This window comes from Streptomyces sp. NPDC029466, assembly GCF_055574515.1.
This window is the reverse complement of the sequence record NZ_JBVHZH010000001.1, coordinates 264,349-280,795: the sequence shown is the minus strand read 5'-3', so window position 1 is coordinate 280,795 and position 16,447 is coordinate 264,349. Positions and strand designations below refer to the sequence as shown.

Here is a 16,447-nt window from a genome sequence, read left to right as displayed (position 1 = left end):
ACCCCGTTCGGCGGACGGTGACCGGGGAGCCCCGACAGGCGGCGATCGGGAACCCCGACGCCACCGAACGCATCAACGGGGGAGAGCACCGGGGGGTACATCGGGGCGTTCACGACGCGGACGCGGACGCAGGTACCGCAACGAGGAGGAAGCAAGTGGTCGACGCACACCAGACGTTCGTCATCGTCGGGGGTGGCCTGGCCGGGGCGAAAGCCGCGGAGACGCTCCGCGCGGAGGGCTTCACCGGCCGGGTGATCCTCATCTGTGACGAGCGCGACCACCCCTACGAGCGCCCCCCGCTCTCCAAGGGGTACCTGCTCGGCAAGGAGGAGCGCGACAGCGTCTTCGTCCATGAACCCGCCTGGTACGCCCAGGCGCACATCGAACTCCACCTGGGCCAGCCCGCCGTCCACCTGGACCCCGGGGCGAAGACCGTCCGCCTCGGCGACGGCACCCTGATCGTCTACGACAAGCTGCTGCTGGCCACCGGCGCCGAGCCGCGCCGCCTGCACATCCCCGGCACCGGCCTGGCCGGCGTGCACCACCTGCGCCGCCTCGCGCACGCCGAGCGGCTGCGCGGCGTGCTGGCCTCCCTCGGCCGCGACAACGGCCATCTGGTGATCGCCGGCGCCGGCTGGATCGGCCTGGAGGTCGCCGCCGCGGCCCGCTCCTACGGCGCCGAGGTCACCGTCGTCGAGCCCGCCCCCACCCCGCTGCACGGCATCCTGGGCCCCGAACTCGGCGGCCTGTTCGCCGATCTGCACCGCGAACACGGCGTCCGCTTCCACTTCGGCGCCCGCTTCACCGAGATCGTCGGCCAGGACGGCATGGTGCTCGCCGTGCGCACCGACGACGGCGAGGAACACCCCGCGCACGACGTGCTCGCCGCGATCGGCGCCGCCCCGCGCACCGCACTCGCCGAACAGGCCGGACTGGACCTCGTCGACCGGGAAGCCGGCGGCGGTATCGCGGTCGACGCCGCCATGCGCACCTCCGACCCGTACATCTACGCCGCCGGCGATGTCGCCGCCGCCGACCACCCCGTTCTGGACAGCCGGCTGCGCGTCGAGCACTGGGCCAACGCCCTCAACGGCGGCCCGGCCGCCGCGCGCGCCATGCTCGGCCAGGACGTCAGCTACGACCGCATCCCGTACTTCTTCTCCGACCAGTACGACGTCGGCATGGAGTACTCCGGCTACGCCCCGCCCGGCTCGTACGCGCAGGTCGTCTGCCGCGGTGACGTCGCCAAACGGGAGTTCATCGCCTTCTGGCTCGGCGCGGACGGCCGGCTGCTCGCCGGGATGAACGTCAACGTCTGGGACGTCGCCGAGTCCATCCAGCAACTCATCCGCTCCGGGGCGTCGTTGGCGCCCGAGGCGCTGGCCGATCCGGAGGTTCCGCTGGCCTCGCTGCTCCCGTAGCGTGCCGGTATGACGCCAAGCCCCAGCGGTCCCACCGGCCCCGGCCGCACCGACGTCCCGGACCTCGTCACCCTCGACGACGTCCGGGACGCCGCCCGGCGGCTGGCGGGAGTGGCACACCGCACGCCCGTGCTGCGCTCCCGCACCCTCGACGCGCTGGCCGGCGCCGAGGTCCACCTCAAGTGCGAGAACTTCCAGCGGGTCGGCGCCTTCAAGTTCCGCGGCGCCTACAACGCCCTGTCCCGGCTGTCCCCGGAACAGCTGGCCCGTGGAGTCGCCGCCTACTCCTCCGGCAACCACGCCCAGGCCGTCGCGCTGGCCGCCCGGGAGCTGGGCAGCCACGCCGTCATCGTGATGCCCGAGGACACCCCGAAGTCCAAGAAGGACGCCACCGCCGGCTACGGCGCCGAGATCGTCACCTACGACCGCTACACCGGCGACCGCGTCGCGATCGGCCGGCGGCTCGCCGAGGAACGCGGCCTCGCGCTGATCCCGCCGTACGAGCATCCGCACATCATCGCCGGCCAGGGCACCGCGGCCCTGGAACTGATCGAGGAGACCGGCCCGCTCGACGCGCTGCTGACGCCGGTCGGCGGCGGTGGCCTGATGGCCGGCTCGGCCGTTGCCGCCACCGCCCTCGTCCCCGGCATCCGCATGATCGGCGTGGAGCCGGCGGCCGGCGACGACACCCTGCGCTCCCTGGCCGCCGGCCACCCCGTCACCATCCCGGTCCCGCGCACCATCGCCGACGGCCAGGCCGCCGAGCGCCCCGGCGAGCTGACGTTCTCCCTCAACCGGCGGCTGCTCGACTCGGTCGTCCTGGTCACCGACGACGAGATCCGCGCGGCCATGAAGTTCGCCTTCGAGCGCCTCAAGATCGTCACCGAACCCAGCGGCGCCAGCGCCCTCGCCGCCCTCCTCGCCGGCCACATCAGCCCGCTGCCACCCCGCATCGGCGTGATCATCTCGGGCGGCAACGTGGGGGTGGAGCGCTTTCTGGAGCTGCTGGGGTAGCGATTCCTGGAGCTGCTGGGGTGAGGGGAGGGGCGGGGCGCTTTCTGGGCTGCTGGGGGGAGGGGCGGGGCGAGGGGAAGCGCGCCGAGCGGGCCGCGGAGCCCTCCTGCTGCTCCCCCGCCCCCTCCCCCTCCTCCCCCTTCGGGGGGAGGGGGCGGGGGTGGGTTCGGGGGTGGGGGGAGAGCCCCGGCGTTCGCGGCGCCCCGTGGCCGGCGGCGTGCGAGCCCGCAGACGCGTGGCCGGGCTGTCCGCCTCCGCCAGAGTGTGGCCGCGCCGCCCGACTCCCCGCCCCGCCCCCGCCCGACCAAGGCTGTCCGACCCCGGCCGTAGAATTCACGCGTGGCAGGCAGGATCAACGATGACGATGTGAAGGCGGTGCGGGACGCGGTCCCGATCGACGCCGTCGTGTCCGAGTATCTCCAGCTCCGCAACGCCGGCGGCGGCAACCTCAAGGGCCTGTGCCCCTTCCACGACGAGAAGTCCCCGTCCTTCCACGTCAGCCCGGCCAAGGGGCTCTACCACTGCTTCGGCTGCCAGGAGGGCGGCGACACCGTCGACTTCGTCATGAAGATCGACCACCTCTCCTTCGCCGAGACCATCGAGCGCCTCGCCTCCCAGGCCGGTATCACCCTGCGCTACGAGGAGGGCGGCTACACCCCGGGCCGCCAGCAGGGCGAACGCACCCGCCTGGTGGAGGCCCACAAGGCCGCCGCCCAGTTCTACGTCGAGCAGCTCGACAGCCCCGAGGCGGAGATCGCCCGCAAATTCCTCGCCGAGCGCGGCTTCGACCAGGCCGCCGCCCAGCATTTCGGCGTCGGCTACAGCCCGGCCGGCTGGGACCACCTCACCCGCTTTCTGCGCGGCCGCCGCTTCAGCGACCAGGAGCTGGTCCTCGCCGGCCTCTCCCAGGAGGGCCGCCGCGGCCCCATCGACCGCTTCCGCGGCCGTCTGATGTGGCCGATCCGCGATATCGCCGGCGAGGTCGTCGGCTTCGGCGCCCGTAAGCTCCGCGACGACGACAACGGCCCCAAGTACCTCAACACCCCCGAGACCCCCATCTACCGCAAGTCCCAGGTCCTCTACGGCATCGACCTCGCCAAGAAGGAGATCGCCAAGACCAACCGCGCGGTCGTGGTCGAGGGCTACACGGACGTGATGGCCTGCCATCTGTCCGGTGTCACCACCGCCATCGCCACCTCCGGTACCGCCTTCGGCGAGGGCCACATCAAGATCCTGCGCCGCCTTCTGATGGACAACTCCGGCTCCGAGGTCGTCTTCACCTTCGACGGCGACGCCGCAGGCCAGAAGGCCGCCCTGCGCGCCTTCGAGGACGACCAGAAGTTCGCCGCCGAGACCTCCATCGCGATCACCCCGGGCGGCATGGACCCCTGCGATCTGCGGCTCGCCAAGGGCGATCAGGCCGTCGCCGATCTCGTCGAGTCCCGCACCCCCCTCTTCGAGTTCGCGCTGCGCCATGTCGTCTCCCGGCACAACCTCGACACCACCGTCGGCCGCGCCGCCGCCCTCGACGAGGCCGCCCCCATCGTCGCGCACATCAAGAACAGCTCCATCCAGCACGAGTCCGCCGTCCAGCTCGCCGGCATGCTCGGCATCCTGGACACCCAGTTCGTGGTCAAGCGCGTCTCCCAGCTCGCCCGCTGGGCCCGCGAACGGGGCCGGGACGGCGGTCCCGACCAGGGCCGTCAGCAGCGCCGCGGCCAGGCCCCGGCGCCCGTGGAGCCCGGCCCCGCGCCCGGCCCGCGCGGCCCGGCGCTCAACCTCCGCAGCCCCGCCCACCGCGTCGAGCGGGAACTCCTCAAGCTGGCGCTCCAGCGCCCCGACCTGGTCTCCCCGGCCTTCGACGCCTACGGTGCCGACGAGTTCACCGCCCCGCCCTACGCCGTGGTCCGCCAGTGCATCGAGGACGCCGGCGGTGCCGCGGCCGGCGCCGCCGACCAGGCCTTCATCCCCCGGGTGCGGGAGGCCGCCCCCGACGACACCGTCCGCGCCATGGTCACCGAGCTCGCCGTCGAGCCGCTGCACACCCGCCGGGATCCCGACGAGGCCTACGCCGGCGTCCAGTTGGTCGCCGTCCGCCTCGCCGCCGTCAATCAGCGCGTCACCGAGATCCGCGGCACCCTCCAGCGCCTCGGCCCCCGTGCCGACCCCGAACACCTCGCGGCCGTCCAGAACGAACTGTGGGTCCTCCAGCAGTACGGCCAGTCCCTGCGCGAACGCGGCTACGCCGCCCTGTAGCCCCCGGGAGCCCGGCCCGGGGAGCCGGCCCGCGCCGCACCGCCCGTAACACCCCGCGGTAGCCGTCCGGTCACGGACCGGACTCAAAAAGTGCACGCACGCCCCTCGTGGCAGGCGTGTGTCGTACTCCACACTGAGAAGCGGTGCCTGAGTCCTCGGTGCGCCGCGGGCCCGGCCGTACCCCACCGGAATCCCCCGCGGAACCACTCGTGACGTACGGGACGGACGGCGGCCCGGCCGCCACCGTGCCCGACCTTTCTGCCGCTTCAGCAGCGATCACCCTGGAGGTCGCCCCCGTGCAGACCCAGACCCTCGCCGACGCGCCGGCCGCCACGGAGCACGACCCGGAGCACGACACCGACCCGGCCGCGGAGCCGCTCACCGTGCCGCAGCAGGCCGAACCGCCCGCCGCCGAGATGATCGTCGAGGAGATCACCCCGGAGCCGGTGCCGCGCCCCGAGGCGGGCAGCCCGTCCGCAGATCTCTTCCGCCAGTACCTCCGCGAGATCGGCCGGATCCCGCTGCTCACCGCCGCCGAGGAGGTGGAGCTCGCCCGCCGTGTCGAGGCCGGTCTCTTCGCCGAGGAGAAGCTCACCCACGCCCCCGACCTCTCCTCGCAACTCGCCTTCGACCTCGACAAGTTGGTGGTCCTGGGCCGGATGGCCAAGCGCCGCCTGATCGAGGCCAACCTGCGGCTGGTGGTCTCCGTCGCCAAGCGCTATGTCGGCCGCGGGCTGACCATGCTCGACCTCGTCCAGGAGGGCAACCTCGGGCTGATCCGCGCCGTCGAGAAGTTCGACTACGCCCGCGGCTACAAGTTCTCCACCTACGCCACCTGGTGGATCCGCCAGGCGATGTCCCGCGCCCTCGCCGACCAGGCCAGAACCATCCGGGTCCCGGTCCATGTCGTCGAGCTGATCAACCGCGTGGTGCGGGTCCAGCGCAGGATGCTCCAGGAGCGCGGCTACGAGCCCACACCCGAGGAGGTCGCCGCCCATCTCGACCTGACCGGGGCACGCGTCAGCGAGGTGCTGCGGCTGGCCCAGGAACCGGTCTCGCTGCACGCTCCCGTCGGCGAGGAGGAGGACGTCGCCCTCGGCGATCTCATCGAGGACGGCGACGCCGCCTCACCCGTAGAATCCGCCGCGTTCCTGCTGCTCCGCGAGCACCTCGACGCGGTGCTGTCCACCCTCGGCGAACGCGAACGCAAGGTCGTCCAGCTCCGCTACGGCCTCGCCGACGGCCGCCCCCGCACGCTGGAGGAGATCGGCCGGATCTTCGGCGTCACCCGCGAACGGATACGGCAGATCGAGTCCAAGACCCTCAACAAGCTCCGCGACCACGCCTTCGCCGACCAGCTCCGCGGCTACCTCGACTGAGACCGCCGGCCCCGGCCCGCCCGGTACGCCCCCGCCCGGTACGCCCCGCCCGGGACGTCACGCCTCCCGCTCGAACGCCCCCGGATAGGCCTCGTCGCGCACCGCCGCGTACTGCTGGCGCACGGCCTGGCCGACCGCCAGCTCCTCACCCGGCTCGAAGACCTGGCTCGCGGCGGCCGGCCACTGCGGGGGATCGACCCAGGCGGGCCCGCCGCCCGGTCCGGACTCCGCACCACTCGCCGGGGTGAGGGTGCCGTGCGCCACCCCCCACGCCCAGGCCGCCTGCCGGGCCGCGCCCAGCGCCGCGTACTCCGCCGGCTGCGGCACCACGACCGGCACCCCGAACAGCGCCGGCGCCACCGCCTGCACCGCGAACAGCTCCGCGGCCGCGCCCAGCAGGAACACCCGGCGCACCGCCATGCCCCGCCCCCGCAGCACATCCAGCGCGTCCGCGAGCCCGCAGAGCATGCCCTCCACGGCCGCCCGCGCCAGATGCTCCGGCTTCATGCTGTCCCGCCGCATCCCGTGCAACGACCCGGCGGTGTGCGGCAGGTGGGGCGTCTTCTCGCCCTCCAGATACGGCAGCAGCACCATCCCGTACGCACCGGGCGACGAGTTCATCGCCAGCTCGGACAGGCCCTTCAGATCCGTCCCCAGCATCTCCGCGGCACCGCGCAGCACCCGTACCGCGTTGCTGGTGTGCACCACCGGCAGATGCCGGCCGGTCGCGTCCGCGAACGAGGTGATCGTGCCGCTCGGGTCCACCAGCGCCTCGTGATGAATCCCGAACACCGACCCCGAGGCGCCCAGCGACACCACCGCGTCGCCCTCCCCGACGCCGAGCCCGAAGGCGGCGGCCATCGTCTCGCCCGTACCGGCGGAGATCAGCAGCCCCTCCGGGGTGAACCCCGCGGTCCCCGACGGGCTCAGCAGCTCCGGCAGCCGCACCTGGTGGCCCAGCGCCAGCTCCACCAGATCCGGCCGGTACGACTCGGTCGCCGCCGACCAGAAACCGGTCGCCGAGGCCCCGCCACGGTCCGTCGTCCGCCGCGCGGGCCGCCCCAGCAGCTGCCACGCCAGCCAGTCGTGCGGCTGCATGACCTCCGCGATCCGGGCCGCATGCGCCGGCTCGGTACGCGCCAGCCAGCGCAGCTTGGTCACCGCATGGGTCGCCTGCGGCACCGCCCCGACGGCCTGCGCCCACGCGGTACGCCCGCCGAGCGAGTCGATCAGATCCGCCGCCGAACTCTGTGCCCGCTTGTCATTGCCGACCAGCGCCGGCCGTACGAGATTCCCCTCGACGTCCAGCGGCAGCAGCCCGTGCGGCTGCGCGGCGACCCCGATCGCCTGCACCCCTTCGAGCAGCCCGCGGCCCGCCGCCTCCCCGAGCGAGATCAGCCACGCCTGTGGATCGACCTCGGGCCCCTTCTCGACGGGGTGCGGCGCATACCCGCGCCTGATGACGGCGCCCGTGTCCGCATCGCAGACGACGATCCGTGTGCTCTCGGACGAACTGTCCAATCCGGCGACTATCCCCATGGCCTCAGATGATGCCCCATACGACGCATAGGAGCAGCGTCAGGGTTTACCCGGGAGACCCTCTAGGTGTTGCTCGTGCCCCAGTCGTCCTCGTCGCCGCCGCGCTGGTCGCGCAGCGAGCGGACCCGGTCGGTGACGGAGGCCGGCAGCCGGTCCCCGACCTTGGCCGACACCGTCCCGAAGGCCTTCGACGCCGCCTCGCGCCCGGTCAGCGCGGCCGACTCGGCGGTGTTCCGGACCGCGGGATTCTGGGAGATCCGCTGGGCGGCCTTGCGGAGCTGCTCGTACCGCTCCCGGCCCGCCCGTGCGCCGAGCACATACCCCGTGGCCAGTCCCGCGATGAACGTGAGCCGGTAGCGCATTGCTCCACCTTTCCTCTCGTCGGTCCCGTCCGGTGCCGGTACGCACCGGAGTAAAGGGCTGTGCCGCGCGCCTACCCTCCGGGGCCGCAGATCACCCGAGGTGACCTGAGGCGATACCGATTGGCGGAGCACCCCCCTGCTTGCGCTAATGTATGTGTCGCAGCGAGCGCGCGCCGTCCGGAAGACCGGTCAGCGGTGCATTCGAGGCACACAGAGCAATCCCCTGTAGCTCAATTGGCAGAGCAGCCGGCTGTTAACCGGCAGGTTACTGGTTCGAGTCCAGTCGGGGGAGCTCGGTCCCCTGTAGCTCAATTGGCAGAGCATTCGGCTGTTAACCGGAGGGTTACTGGTTCGAGTCCAGTCGGGGGAGCAGAGAGAAGAGGGCCCCGGAAGGGGTCCTTTTTCTTGTGCCATGGAACCGAACGGCCCGTGATCGAGGTCCTCTTGGGCGTGCGTGGTCGCCCGACGGCAGCCCTCACGGGCAACAGATCGTATGAGCGGCTATGCTGCGGCAGACGGCGCGCACAAATGTGCGCGACGCGCCGTGGGGGGCGGTAGCTCAGCCGGTTAGAGCAGCGGACTCATAATCCGTCGGCCGTGGGTTCGAGTCCCACCCGCCCCACCGCAGCACCCAGGGGGGAGATCCTTTCTACCTGGGAGAGGACAGACAGCAGGGCCGCCACGCACATGTGGCGGCCCTTCTGCACCTTCCGGACCAACGTGCCGTATGCGCCCCCGCGTGCTCATCATGGTCATCCGCGGCCGTCCGGCCGTCAGGAGTGCGGTGCGCAAGGGGAAGGTGAGGGCGATGGAGCTGTTTCCGGCGATCCCGTATGGCGAGTGGCGGGAGACCAAAGAGACGGTTCATCGCTTTGCGCAGGTGGTCGGGAAGGTTCGGCTGGCCGCCAGTGCGCGGCGTAATCACTGGTGGAACGTCCCGTTCCATCTCACCGGGCGGGGCATCACCACCCGGCCGATGGGGCAGCTCGACAGCAATCCGATCTTCACGATCGACTTCGACTTCGTCGGGCACCGGCTGGTCATTTCGGTGCTGGACGGCCGGACCGTCTCGTTCCCGCTGGTCGGCCGGTCCGTGGCCGCCTTCCACGACGGCCTTATGGACGCGCTGGCCGGGCTGGGGGTCCGGGTGCGGCTCGCCGTTCCCCATCCGTTCGACCTGCCCGACGCCGACCGGCCGTTCGCCGGGGACACCGAGCACGCGGCCTACGACCCCGGGCACGTCCAGCGCTACTGGCAGGTGCTCAGCCAGGTGGCCTCGGTGCTGGAGGAATTCGCGGCGGGCTATGAGGGGAAGGTCAGCCCGGTGCACCACTTCTGGCACACCTTCGACATCGCGCACACCCGGTTCTCCGACCGCCGGATCGAGCAGCCGCGGCAGATCGACCCGGTGACCCGGGAGGCGTACTCCAGGGAGGTGATCAGCTTCGGCTTCTGGTTCGGGGACGACAGCTTTCCCGAGCCGGCGTTCTACTCGTACACCGCGCCGGAGCCCGCGGGCCTGGCCGATGAGCCGCTGCGGCCTGAGGCGGCGCGGTGGGTCGCCCGGGGGGAGAGTCATCTGGCCGTGCTGCGGTACGACGACGCGCGTGCGCAGGCCGATCCCCGGGCGGCCGTGCTCGGCTTTTACGAGAGTGCCTACCGTGCCGGGGCCGGGCGGGCCGGGTGGGATGTCGAACGGCTCAGTTGTGCGGGCGGGGTGACGGATCCGCAGTTGTAGGGCGGGCCGGTTGTCCGGCCGTCCGCTTCCGTTCTCGGCTGTCTGCGGACCAGGTCTGGGCCCGGTCGTAGGAAGAAGCCTCAGATCACCGGTGGGCGGCCCAGGCGGGTCATGTGCCATACGGTGCGCCAGTGCAGGGGGCGGCGTCGGCCGCAGGGGGTGCGTACTCCCTCGGCGAAACCGGCAGCCCAGGCGCGCAGGCCCGCCACCGAGGGGCTGCGGACGGCTGTGAGGGCGGCCCATACGCCGAGGTAGAGGGGCATCAGGACCGCGGGGAGGTGCCGTTTGGCGAGCCAGACGCGGTTTCTGGCGACCATGCGGTGGTAGACGGCGTGCCGGGTCGGTGAGGTGTACGGGTGCTGGAGCACGAGCTCCGGGACGTAGCGGATGCGCCAGCCGTCGTCCAGGGCCCGCCAGGCCAGGTCGGTTTCCTCATGGGCGTAGAAGAAGTCCTCGGGCCAGCCGCCGATCCGGTCCAGCATCGGTACGGACAGGGAGTGCCCGCCGCCGAGGAAGGTGGTGACCAGACCGCCGCGTGCCGGGTCGTTGGCCCGCAGGCGGGGGACATGGCGGCGCTGGGTGCGGCCCCGCTCGTCGGCGATGCGGAAGCTGACGATCCCCAACTCCGGTTCGCACGTGTGCAGTTCCGCCAGCCGGCTGAAGACGTCCGGGCTGATCAGCAGGCCGTCGTCGTCCAGATCGACCACCACGTCGACCTCCCCGAGCTTGCGCAGCTCGTCCAGGGCGACATTGCGGCCCCCGGAGACTCCCAGGTTCTCGCTCAGCTCGACACCGACGGCGCCGTGCGGCAGCGGGGGGAGCGGGGAGCCGTTTCCGATGACCACGATGTGGGCCGGCCGGAGGTCCTGCTTGGCGACCGAATCCAGCAGCGCCCGCAGTTCGGCCGGACGGTTTCCCATGGTCAAGATGGCGACGCCTACGCGCAGATGACGCACAGAAGTTTGCTCCGTTCTTGGCGGTCTTGTCGGGATGCTAACCGCCGGGGGCGGCGACTGTGTGCCACGGCGCTTCCCCGGCGACATCCGGCCGTTGAACGCTGGGGAACGTCCTCGCCGGTGCCGGGAGCCCGCGGATGCCGGGCGTGCCGGACCGGCGCACCATGGAAGGACCGGGGGTTTGCACGGTTGCCCAGGGGGGCGGATGGAGGAAGCCCTCATGATGGAAGTCAAGACGGTCGACAAGCCGGATGAACGGCGCGACTTTCCCCGGGGTCACCTCGAAGCCCTGCACCTCACCGGACTGGACTTCGCCGTGGCCACCTTCGAGCCCGGCTGGCGCTGGTCGGAGTCGGTAGCCCCGATAGCCGGGACCGACAGCTGCGAGGTGCACCACAACTGCTTCGTGGTCCAGGGCCGGATGCGCATCAGGATGAACGACGGCGCGGAGTCCGAAGTGGGACCCGGCGATGTCTTCGTCTGCCCGCCCGGACACGACGCCTGGGTGGTCGGGGACGAGCAGTGCATCGTGTACGACTTCGCGGGCCAGATGGCGAAGGACTACGCGAAGGGCTAGGTCTGCTCCTGGGGCGACGCGCAGGCGGAGGAAGGGGGTGACGGCGCGGGGCGGAGCCGCTGTCTGACGGGGGACGGAGCGAGGCCGGGGCGCGGTGGCCGGTTGCCGCGTCGGCCGGCTGGGTGGCGTGTGGTTCGCCACGTGCATCCGGATGTCTAGGAACGCGCTCAATGGGCAGGGGTGCGGGACGGTCCGGCGTGCGGAATACGTCGCGGGTTGATCCCGTTGCCGCAGCCGGAGACCGTGTGACAAGCGTCGACAGACCGGAAGCAGGGAAACAGGCATGAGCACCATTGAGCTCACCAAGGAAAACTTCGACGAAATCGTCTCCGGCAACGATTTCGTCCTGATCGACTTCTGGGCCGAGTGGTGCGGGCCGTGCAAGCAGTTCGGCCCGGTCTTCGAGAAGTCCTCCGAGACGCATGACGACCTGGTCTTCGCCAAGGTCGACACGGAGGCGCAGCCCGAGCTGGCGCAGGCCCTCCAGATCCAGTCCATCCCGACCGTGATGATCGTCCGGGAGAACATCGCCGTCTTCGCCCAGCCCGGCGCGCTGCCCGCGGAGGCCCTGGAGGACGTCATCGGCCAGGCCCGTGCGCTGGACATGGACGAGGTCCGGGCGTCGGTCACCGAGGCCCAGCAGGCCGAGCAGGCGCAGGGCGAACAGGGTCAGCAGGCGCAGAGCTCGTGAGCGACCTTCTTCTGGTCCGGCACGGCGAAACCGAGTGGAGCAGGGACGGCCGGCACACCAGCTGGACCGATCTGCCGCTGACCGCCACCGGTGAGGAGCAGGCCCGCGCGCTGCGGCCGCTGCTGTCGGACCGGAAGATCGGGCCGGTGTACGCCAGCCCGATGCAGCGGGCGCTGCGCACCGCCGAGCTGGCGGGCCTCGCCCGTCCGCAGATCGACGCCGACCTGCGGGAATGGGACTACGGCGGCTATGAGGGCATCGCCACCGCCGAGATCCACCGCGACCGGCCCGGCTGGTATCTGTTCTCCGACGGTGTCGCCGAGGGGCCCGCGGAGCATCCGGGCGAGTCGCCCGAGCAGGTCGGGGCGCGCGCCGACCGGGTGCTGGCACGGATCGCGCCCCGGCTCGCCGCCGACGACGGCGATGTGGCGCTGGTCGCCCATGCGCACTTCCTGCGGGTGCTGGCCGCCCGCAGGCTCGGGCTGCCGCCCGCTGCCGGGGGCCTCTTCACCTTCGAGACCGGGGCGGTCGGCGTCCTGGGGACCGAACACGACCGGCCCGCGGTCCTCGCCTGGAACGCCCGGAGTCTGTAGCCCGGGGTCTGTAGCCCGGGGCCGGGGGCGGGACCCTTGGCCGGTAGGTCTGTTGTGAGCCGTGAGCCGTGAGCCGTGAGCCGTGAGCCGTGAGCCGTGAGCCGTGAGCTCGGAGTCGCCCGGCCGGAGGCCGTGCGGAGGTGGCCGCCGGCGGGTTACGGATCCATCGGATCGAGATGCAACGGCTGCACCTTGCCCTCGATCATGGCGCCGAGCCCCATGACGGCACAGGTGTCGGGGTGGTCCGCGGTGTGGACCGGCATGTTCGTGGCCTGGTGGATCATCGGCTCCAGGCCGGGGATCAGGGCGCTGCCGCCCGCGAGCACGATGCCGCGCTCCCCGAGGTCGGCCACCAGATCCGGCGGGCAGCGGCGCAGCACGGCCCCGATGCCGTCGAGGATCGAGGTCAGCGGGGTGGTGATGGCGTCCCGTACCCGCTCGGTGTCGACATGCACGGAGCGCGCCATCCCGCTGATCACGTCCCGGCCGTGCACCTCCGTGGAGCCGGGGGTGACCCCGTCGCCACCGGAGAGGATCAGCTGAAGCGGGCGTACGGCCTGGCCCGCCAGCATCAGCTCGTGGTGCAGCCGCAGATGCTGGACGACCGCGTGGTCGATGGCGTTGCCGCCCACCGGCACGGTCTCCGCGGCCACGATCGAGCCGAGGGAGAGCACCGCGACCTGCGTGGTTCCGGCGCCGCACACCACGATCATGGTGGCCTCGGGCTGCTCCACCGGAAGCCCGCACCCCACCGCCGCGGCGACCAGGGTGTCGACCAGCTCCACCCGCCGCGCCCCCAGCCCGGTGAGCGTCTCCACGGCGGCCCGCTGGGCCAGCGGCTCGCTGCCGTACGGAAGACAGACCGCGCCCCGCATCGCGGGCCGGCGCCGCCAGGACTTGCGCAGCTTGTCGCCGACCAGGGTCCGCAGCAGCCGCTGGGCCATGTCGATATCGACGATGGTGCCGTTGGAGACCGGGCGCACCACCCTGATGTAGTCGGGGGTGCGGCCGTCCATCACCTCGGCCTGGGCGCCGACGGCCAGCAGCGCCCCGCTGCGGGTGTTGATGGCGGCGACGGTCGGTTCGTCGACGACCAGCCCCTGGTTCTTCACATACACCCTGGTCCGGGCCGCGCCGATGTCGATGGCGGCCGAACAGCGCCGCAATTGGGCGAGGCTGATGGTCATGGGTGATTCCTCCCCGATGGGCCGGTATGGACGAAGCGGTCGCGCGGCCGGTTCGCAGGGACCGCTCGTGCGCCATCCTCCGGTCGTGCCGAGGCCGCCGCCTGCTGGAAAGGTCCGCTCGGGGGACGGCGGCGGGGTGGCTGCGGCGAAGGGGTGACGAGGGGGGAGAAGCCGGTGCGGCGGGCCCTCAGCCGGCCAGTCGCTGGTACAGCCCCCAGGTGAATTCGGGGACGATGTCCTGCGGGGTGCCGTCGGGGCCGGGCGCGGTGCACGCCAGCCGCCAGCGGGTGGGGGCGCTGCCCTCCATGGGGCGGGCCGGGGCGAAGGCGCGGGCGACCTCGTCGACGGTGCAGGACCAGGGCCGTAGATCCGCGGTGCTGCGCAGGTCAGGGGCGGTGGCGCCGGGTGCCCGGACGAGCCAGGCGTTCCAGACGGCGTCCCGGGCGCCGGTGAGGATCTCGAACCGCAGATCGGGCCAGAGCGGCACCGGCCAGGTCAGGGCCTCGCAGCGCAGATCGCCGATGCGGCGGGGCGTGACGGTCTCGGGGGCGCCGAGCAGCGCACGATACGGCCGGCTGCCGCCGGGCGCGCGCGGGGCGTGCATCCGTGCCTGCCAGCGGCGGTTGGCCTCGCGCATCTCGGCGCGGGAGACGCCCAGGGTGCGCAGCGCCTCCTCGACCAGGCCGGGGTGGTGGTCGGCCATCCGGCGCAGCAGGACGACCTGGAAGGCGACCGGCCCGGGCAGCCCGGAGGGGGCGTCGGAGCCGCCGGGCGGGTCATTGTCCGTGGTGTGGTCCATGAGGGACATGGTGGTGGACGGCGCGGGCCACCGGCCGCCCGGGGCGCTCGCCGTCGGGGAGGAAGAGCACGGAGTTGACGTAGCGGCGGTGCGGGGCGAGGGAGCGGCGCAGCAGCCCGTGCTCGGCGACCTGGCAGGTGCGGGACTGATGGGCGGGCAGATCGAAATCGGCCAGCGGCAGCCAGCGGTCGTGCGGCAGCACCCAGCCGCGGTAGCCGTGGGCGGACGTCCAGTCCAGAACGGGCCCGAGCGGCTGGATGCGGGTCTCCAACTCGACGAACAGTGCCGGGAGTTGACGTGCGACGGTGTGTGCGGCGCCGCGCAGCACCGCCAGCTCCGCGCCCTCCGCGTCGATCTTGATGAGGGTGACGGACGCCAGCTTCAGCGCGTCCAGCGGGAGACAGGGCACGTCGAGGGCGGCGGAGTGCAGCTCCCGGCGTACGAGCGAGGAGACCCCGCGGTCGCCGCGGCCGCCCGGGGGCAGCCAGAGGGTGGCGCAGCCCGTGTGGTCGGTGGCCGCGGCGGACACCACCTCGACCTGCGGGGGAGTGACCGAGGAGAGCAGCCGGGCCAGGTGGGGGACCGGTTCCAGGGTGACCACTCGGTCGGCGCGCCGGGCCAGCCGCCGGGTCCACGGGCCGTACCACCCGCCGACGTCCACGGCCGTGCCACCGGGCGGACAGAAGTCGGCGAGCCGCCGCAGCTCCGGTTCGAAGCGCGGATAGAGCCCGGCGACCAGCGCCGACACCAGCCGGCCCGGCAGCCGGGGCGCCAGCCGCGCGGCGAGCGTCACGACCCCGGGTCCCGGTCCGCGAGCCGGCGCAGCGCGCGGGTGTGCTCGGCGTCGCTGAGCTGTTCGCCGGAGGAGGGCAGGAGCTGGGGGATGCCGTCGAGGATCGGATAGCGGCGGCGCAGCCGGGGGTTGTAGAGGGCGTCACCGGGGGCGAGCAGCGACAGCGGGCCCTTGTCGAGCGGGCAGACGAGGATCTTCAGCAGGGGGTCATCGGGCTTCATCGAGCGACTCCGGGGTTCCGGTCGGGGGTTCGGGGACGGGCGGGTCATGGCGGGGCAGCGCGAGCAGGACCGCCACGGCGACGGCCGTGCCGCCCAGCCGCAGCGCGCGCCGCAGCGGATCGGCGGGCAGCGGCTCACCGAACGCCACGGTGCCGCAGACGACGGTGAACACACAGGTGACGGTGGTGCAGACGGGGACGATCACGGACGCCCGGCAGCGTTGCAGGGCGGTCTGGGACAGCACCAGACCGGCGGCTCCGGTGACGAGAAGAAGGTACGGGTAGGGCGAGCGGAGCAGCCGGCCCGCGACGGCCGGGAGGTCGTGCGGAGCCAGCAGACCGGAGACGCCCTTGATGGCCAGCGAGCTGACCCCGTAGAGCAGGCCGACGGCCACCCCGTAGGGGACACCCGCCGTCGGCAGCCGGTGGCGGCGCCGGGCACGGCGTTCCGCCGAGCGGTACAGCAGCAGCCCGGCGGTCAGCGACGGCACCGCGATCAGCAGCAGGGTGCCGGGCGGCGCGGTGCGGGCGACGGCCCGGGCGTCCTCGCCCTGGAGGGAGGCGATGACCAGCGCCAGCGCGACCAGGATCGCCACGATGCCCTGCCGCTCCCGGCCACTGGTCCGCTCGCCCAGCACCACCGAGGACAGCAGCAGCAAGAGGACCAGGCCCGAGACGAAGAGGCCCTGGGCGGCGGCCAGCGGCAGGGTGCGATAGACGGCGAGCTGGGCGGCGAAACCGGCGGCCAGGGCGAGCGAACCGGCCAGCCACAGCGGACTGGACAGCAGCCGGCCGACGACCCGTAGGGGCTGCCGGGTGCTCAGCGCGGGCAGCCCGGCCAGGGCGCGCTTCTCCAGCACGAAACCGGTGCTGTACAGGACGTTGGCGAGCAGCGCGGACGCCACGCCCCACCATGGCACCG

At 72.6% G+C, this 16,447-nt stretch carries 16 protein-coding genes and 3 tRNA genes; 11 read left to right on the top strand and 8 right to left on the bottom strand.

Going from position 1 to position 16,447, the window contains the following annotated elements:
• The first annotated feature begins 155 nt into the window (after nucleotides 1-155).
• The 4 genes from ACZ4XD_RS01245 (at nucleotide 156) to ACZ4XD_RS01230 (ending at nucleotide 6,070) form a co-directional block, all read left to right on the top strand.
• A complete protein-coding gene (locus tag ACZ4XD_RS01245; RefSeq protein WP_468036986.1) occupies nucleotides 156-1,421 on the top strand; it encodes an NAD(P)/FAD-dependent oxidoreductase in 1,266 nt (421 codons plus the stop codon).
• A 9-nt stretch (nucleotides 1,422-1,430) separates the two neighbouring features.
• Nucleotides 1,431-2,435 (top strand): pyridoxal-phosphate dependent enzyme, encoded by a 1,005-nt coding sequence (locus ACZ4XD_RS01240; RefSeq protein WP_468036984.1) that lies wholly within the window; start codon nucleotides 1,431-1,433, stop codon nucleotides 2,433-2,435.
• Between the two features lie 339 nt (nucleotides 2,436-2,774).
• Complete coding sequence (dnaG, locus tag ACZ4XD_RS01235; protein WP_468036982.1) at nucleotides 2,775-4,691, top strand: DNA primase; 1,917 nt, start codon at nucleotides 2,775-2,777, stop codon at nucleotides 4,689-4,691.
• A 143-nt stretch (nucleotides 4,692-4,834) separates the two neighbouring features.
• Nucleotides 4,835-6,070: an RNA polymerase sigma factor gene (locus tag ACZ4XD_RS01230; RefSeq protein WP_468036980.1), complete on the top strand. Its 1,236-nt coding sequence runs from the start codon at nucleotides 4,835-4,837 to the stop codon at nucleotides 6,068-6,070.
• A gap of 57 nt (nucleotides 6,071-6,127) precedes the next feature.
• On the opposite strand, the gene ACZ4XD_RS01225 is transcribed toward ACZ4XD_RS01230, so the two are convergent.
• A complete protein-coding gene (locus tag ACZ4XD_RS01225) occupies nucleotides 6,128-7,609 on the bottom strand; it encodes an FGGY family carbohydrate kinase (RefSeq protein WP_468036978.1) in 1,482 nt (493 codons plus the stop codon).
• A 62-nt stretch (nucleotides 7,610-7,671) separates the two neighbouring features.
• Nucleotides 7,672-7,971, bottom strand: a complete 300-nt coding sequence (locus ACZ4XD_RS01220; RefSeq protein ID WP_468036976.1) for a YtxH domain-containing protein — start codon at nucleotides 7,969-7,971, stop codon at nucleotides 7,672-7,674.
• Between the two features lie 219 nt (nucleotides 7,972-8,190).
• On the opposite strand from ACZ4XD_RS01220, the gene ACZ4XD_RS01215 reads away from it, so the two are divergent.
• The 4 genes from ACZ4XD_RS01215 (at nucleotide 8,191) to ACZ4XD_RS01200 (ending at nucleotide 9,709) form a co-directional block, all read left to right on the top strand.
• A tRNA-Asn gene (locus tag ACZ4XD_RS01215) sits at nucleotides 8,191-8,263 on the top strand.
• Nucleotides 8,264-8,268: 5 nt separating this feature from the next.
• Nucleotides 8,269-8,341, top strand: a tRNA-Asn gene (locus ACZ4XD_RS01210).
• Nucleotides 8,342-8,519: 178 nt separating this feature from the next.
• Nucleotides 8,520-8,593, top strand: a tRNA-Ile gene (locus ACZ4XD_RS01205).
• 186 nt (nucleotides 8,594-8,779) lie between these two features.
• Nucleotides 8,780-9,709 carry a DUF5996 family protein gene (locus ACZ4XD_RS01200; protein ID WP_468036974.1) on the top strand — a complete coding sequence of 310 codons (930 nt, stop codon included), beginning with the start codon at nucleotides 8,780-8,782 and terminating at the stop codon, nucleotides 9,707-9,709.
• 80 nt (nucleotides 9,710-9,789) lie between these two features.
• Here the strand turns inward: ACZ4XD_RS01200 and ACZ4XD_RS01195 are convergent, their stop codons facing one another.
• The gene (locus tag ACZ4XD_RS01195) at nucleotides 9,790-10,665 is read right to left on the bottom strand and encodes a glycosyltransferase family 2 protein (RefSeq protein ID WP_468036972.1); all 876 of its coding nucleotides are present in this window, start codon (nucleotides 10,663-10,665) and stop codon (nucleotides 9,790-9,792) included.
• A gap of 220 nt (nucleotides 10,666-10,885) precedes the next feature.
• Between ACZ4XD_RS01195 and ACZ4XD_RS01190 the strand changes: the two genes are divergently transcribed.
• The 3 genes from ACZ4XD_RS01190 (at nucleotide 10,886) to ACZ4XD_RS01180 (ending at nucleotide 12,526) form a co-directional block, all read left to right on the top strand.
• Nucleotides 10,886-11,242: a cupin domain-containing protein gene (locus ACZ4XD_RS01190; protein WP_468036970.1), complete on the top strand. Its 357-nt coding sequence runs from the start codon at nucleotides 10,886-10,888 to the stop codon at nucleotides 11,240-11,242.
• 283 nt (nucleotides 11,243-11,525) lie between these two features.
• Nucleotides 11,526-11,933 carry a thioredoxin gene (gene trxA, locus ACZ4XD_RS01185; protein WP_042154422.1) on the top strand — a complete coding sequence of 136 codons (408 nt, stop codon included), beginning with the start codon at nucleotides 11,526-11,528 and terminating at the stop codon, nucleotides 11,931-11,933.
• Nucleotides 11,930-12,526 carry a histidine phosphatase family protein gene (locus ACZ4XD_RS01180; RefSeq protein WP_468036967.1) on the top strand — a complete coding sequence of 199 codons (597 nt, stop codon included), beginning with the start codon at nucleotides 11,930-11,932 and terminating at the stop codon, nucleotides 12,524-12,526. Before trxA ends, ACZ4XD_RS01180 begins: the two co-directional genes overlap by 4 nt.
• 155 nt (nucleotides 12,527-12,681) lie before the next feature.
• Here the strand turns inward: ACZ4XD_RS01180 and ACZ4XD_RS01175 are convergent, their stop codons facing one another.
• The 5 genes from ACZ4XD_RS01175 to ACZ4XD_RS01155 all read right to left on the bottom strand — a co-directional run bounded on the left by ACZ4XD_RS01175 (nucleotide 12,682) and on the right by ACZ4XD_RS01155 (nucleotide 16,445).
• The gene (locus ACZ4XD_RS01175) at nucleotides 12,682-13,713 is read right to left on the bottom strand and encodes a rod shape-determining protein (protein WP_423606835.1); all 1,032 of its coding nucleotides are present in this window, start codon (nucleotides 13,711-13,713) and stop codon (nucleotides 12,682-12,684) included.
• A gap of 187 nt (nucleotides 13,714-13,900) precedes the next feature.
• Nucleotides 13,901-14,512 (bottom strand): hypothetical protein, encoded by a 612-nt coding sequence (locus tag ACZ4XD_RS01170; RefSeq protein ID WP_468036964.1) that lies wholly within the window; start codon nucleotides 14,510-14,512, stop codon nucleotides 13,901-13,903.
• Nucleotides 14,490-15,305, bottom strand: coding sequence for an FkbM family methyltransferase (locus ACZ4XD_RS01165; RefSeq protein ID WP_468036962.1), 816 nt, complete (start codon nucleotides 15,303-15,305; stop codon nucleotides 14,490-14,492). Before ACZ4XD_RS01165 ends, ACZ4XD_RS01170 begins: the two co-directional genes overlap by 23 nt.
• Entirely contained in the window at nucleotides 15,302-15,526 is a 225-nt protein-coding gene (locus ACZ4XD_RS01160; RefSeq protein WP_468036960.1) for a Trm112 family protein, read from the bottom strand. The genes ACZ4XD_RS01165 and ACZ4XD_RS01160 overlap by 4 nt, the downstream gene beginning before the upstream one ends.
• The gene (locus tag ACZ4XD_RS01155) at nucleotides 15,513-16,445 is read right to left on the bottom strand and encodes a DMT family transporter (RefSeq protein WP_468037170.1); all 933 of its coding nucleotides are present in this window, start codon (nucleotides 16,443-16,445) and stop codon (nucleotides 15,513-15,515) included. Before ACZ4XD_RS01155 ends, ACZ4XD_RS01160 begins: the two co-directional genes overlap by 14 nt.
• Between the last annotated feature and the right edge of the window lie 2 nt (nucleotides 16,446-16,447).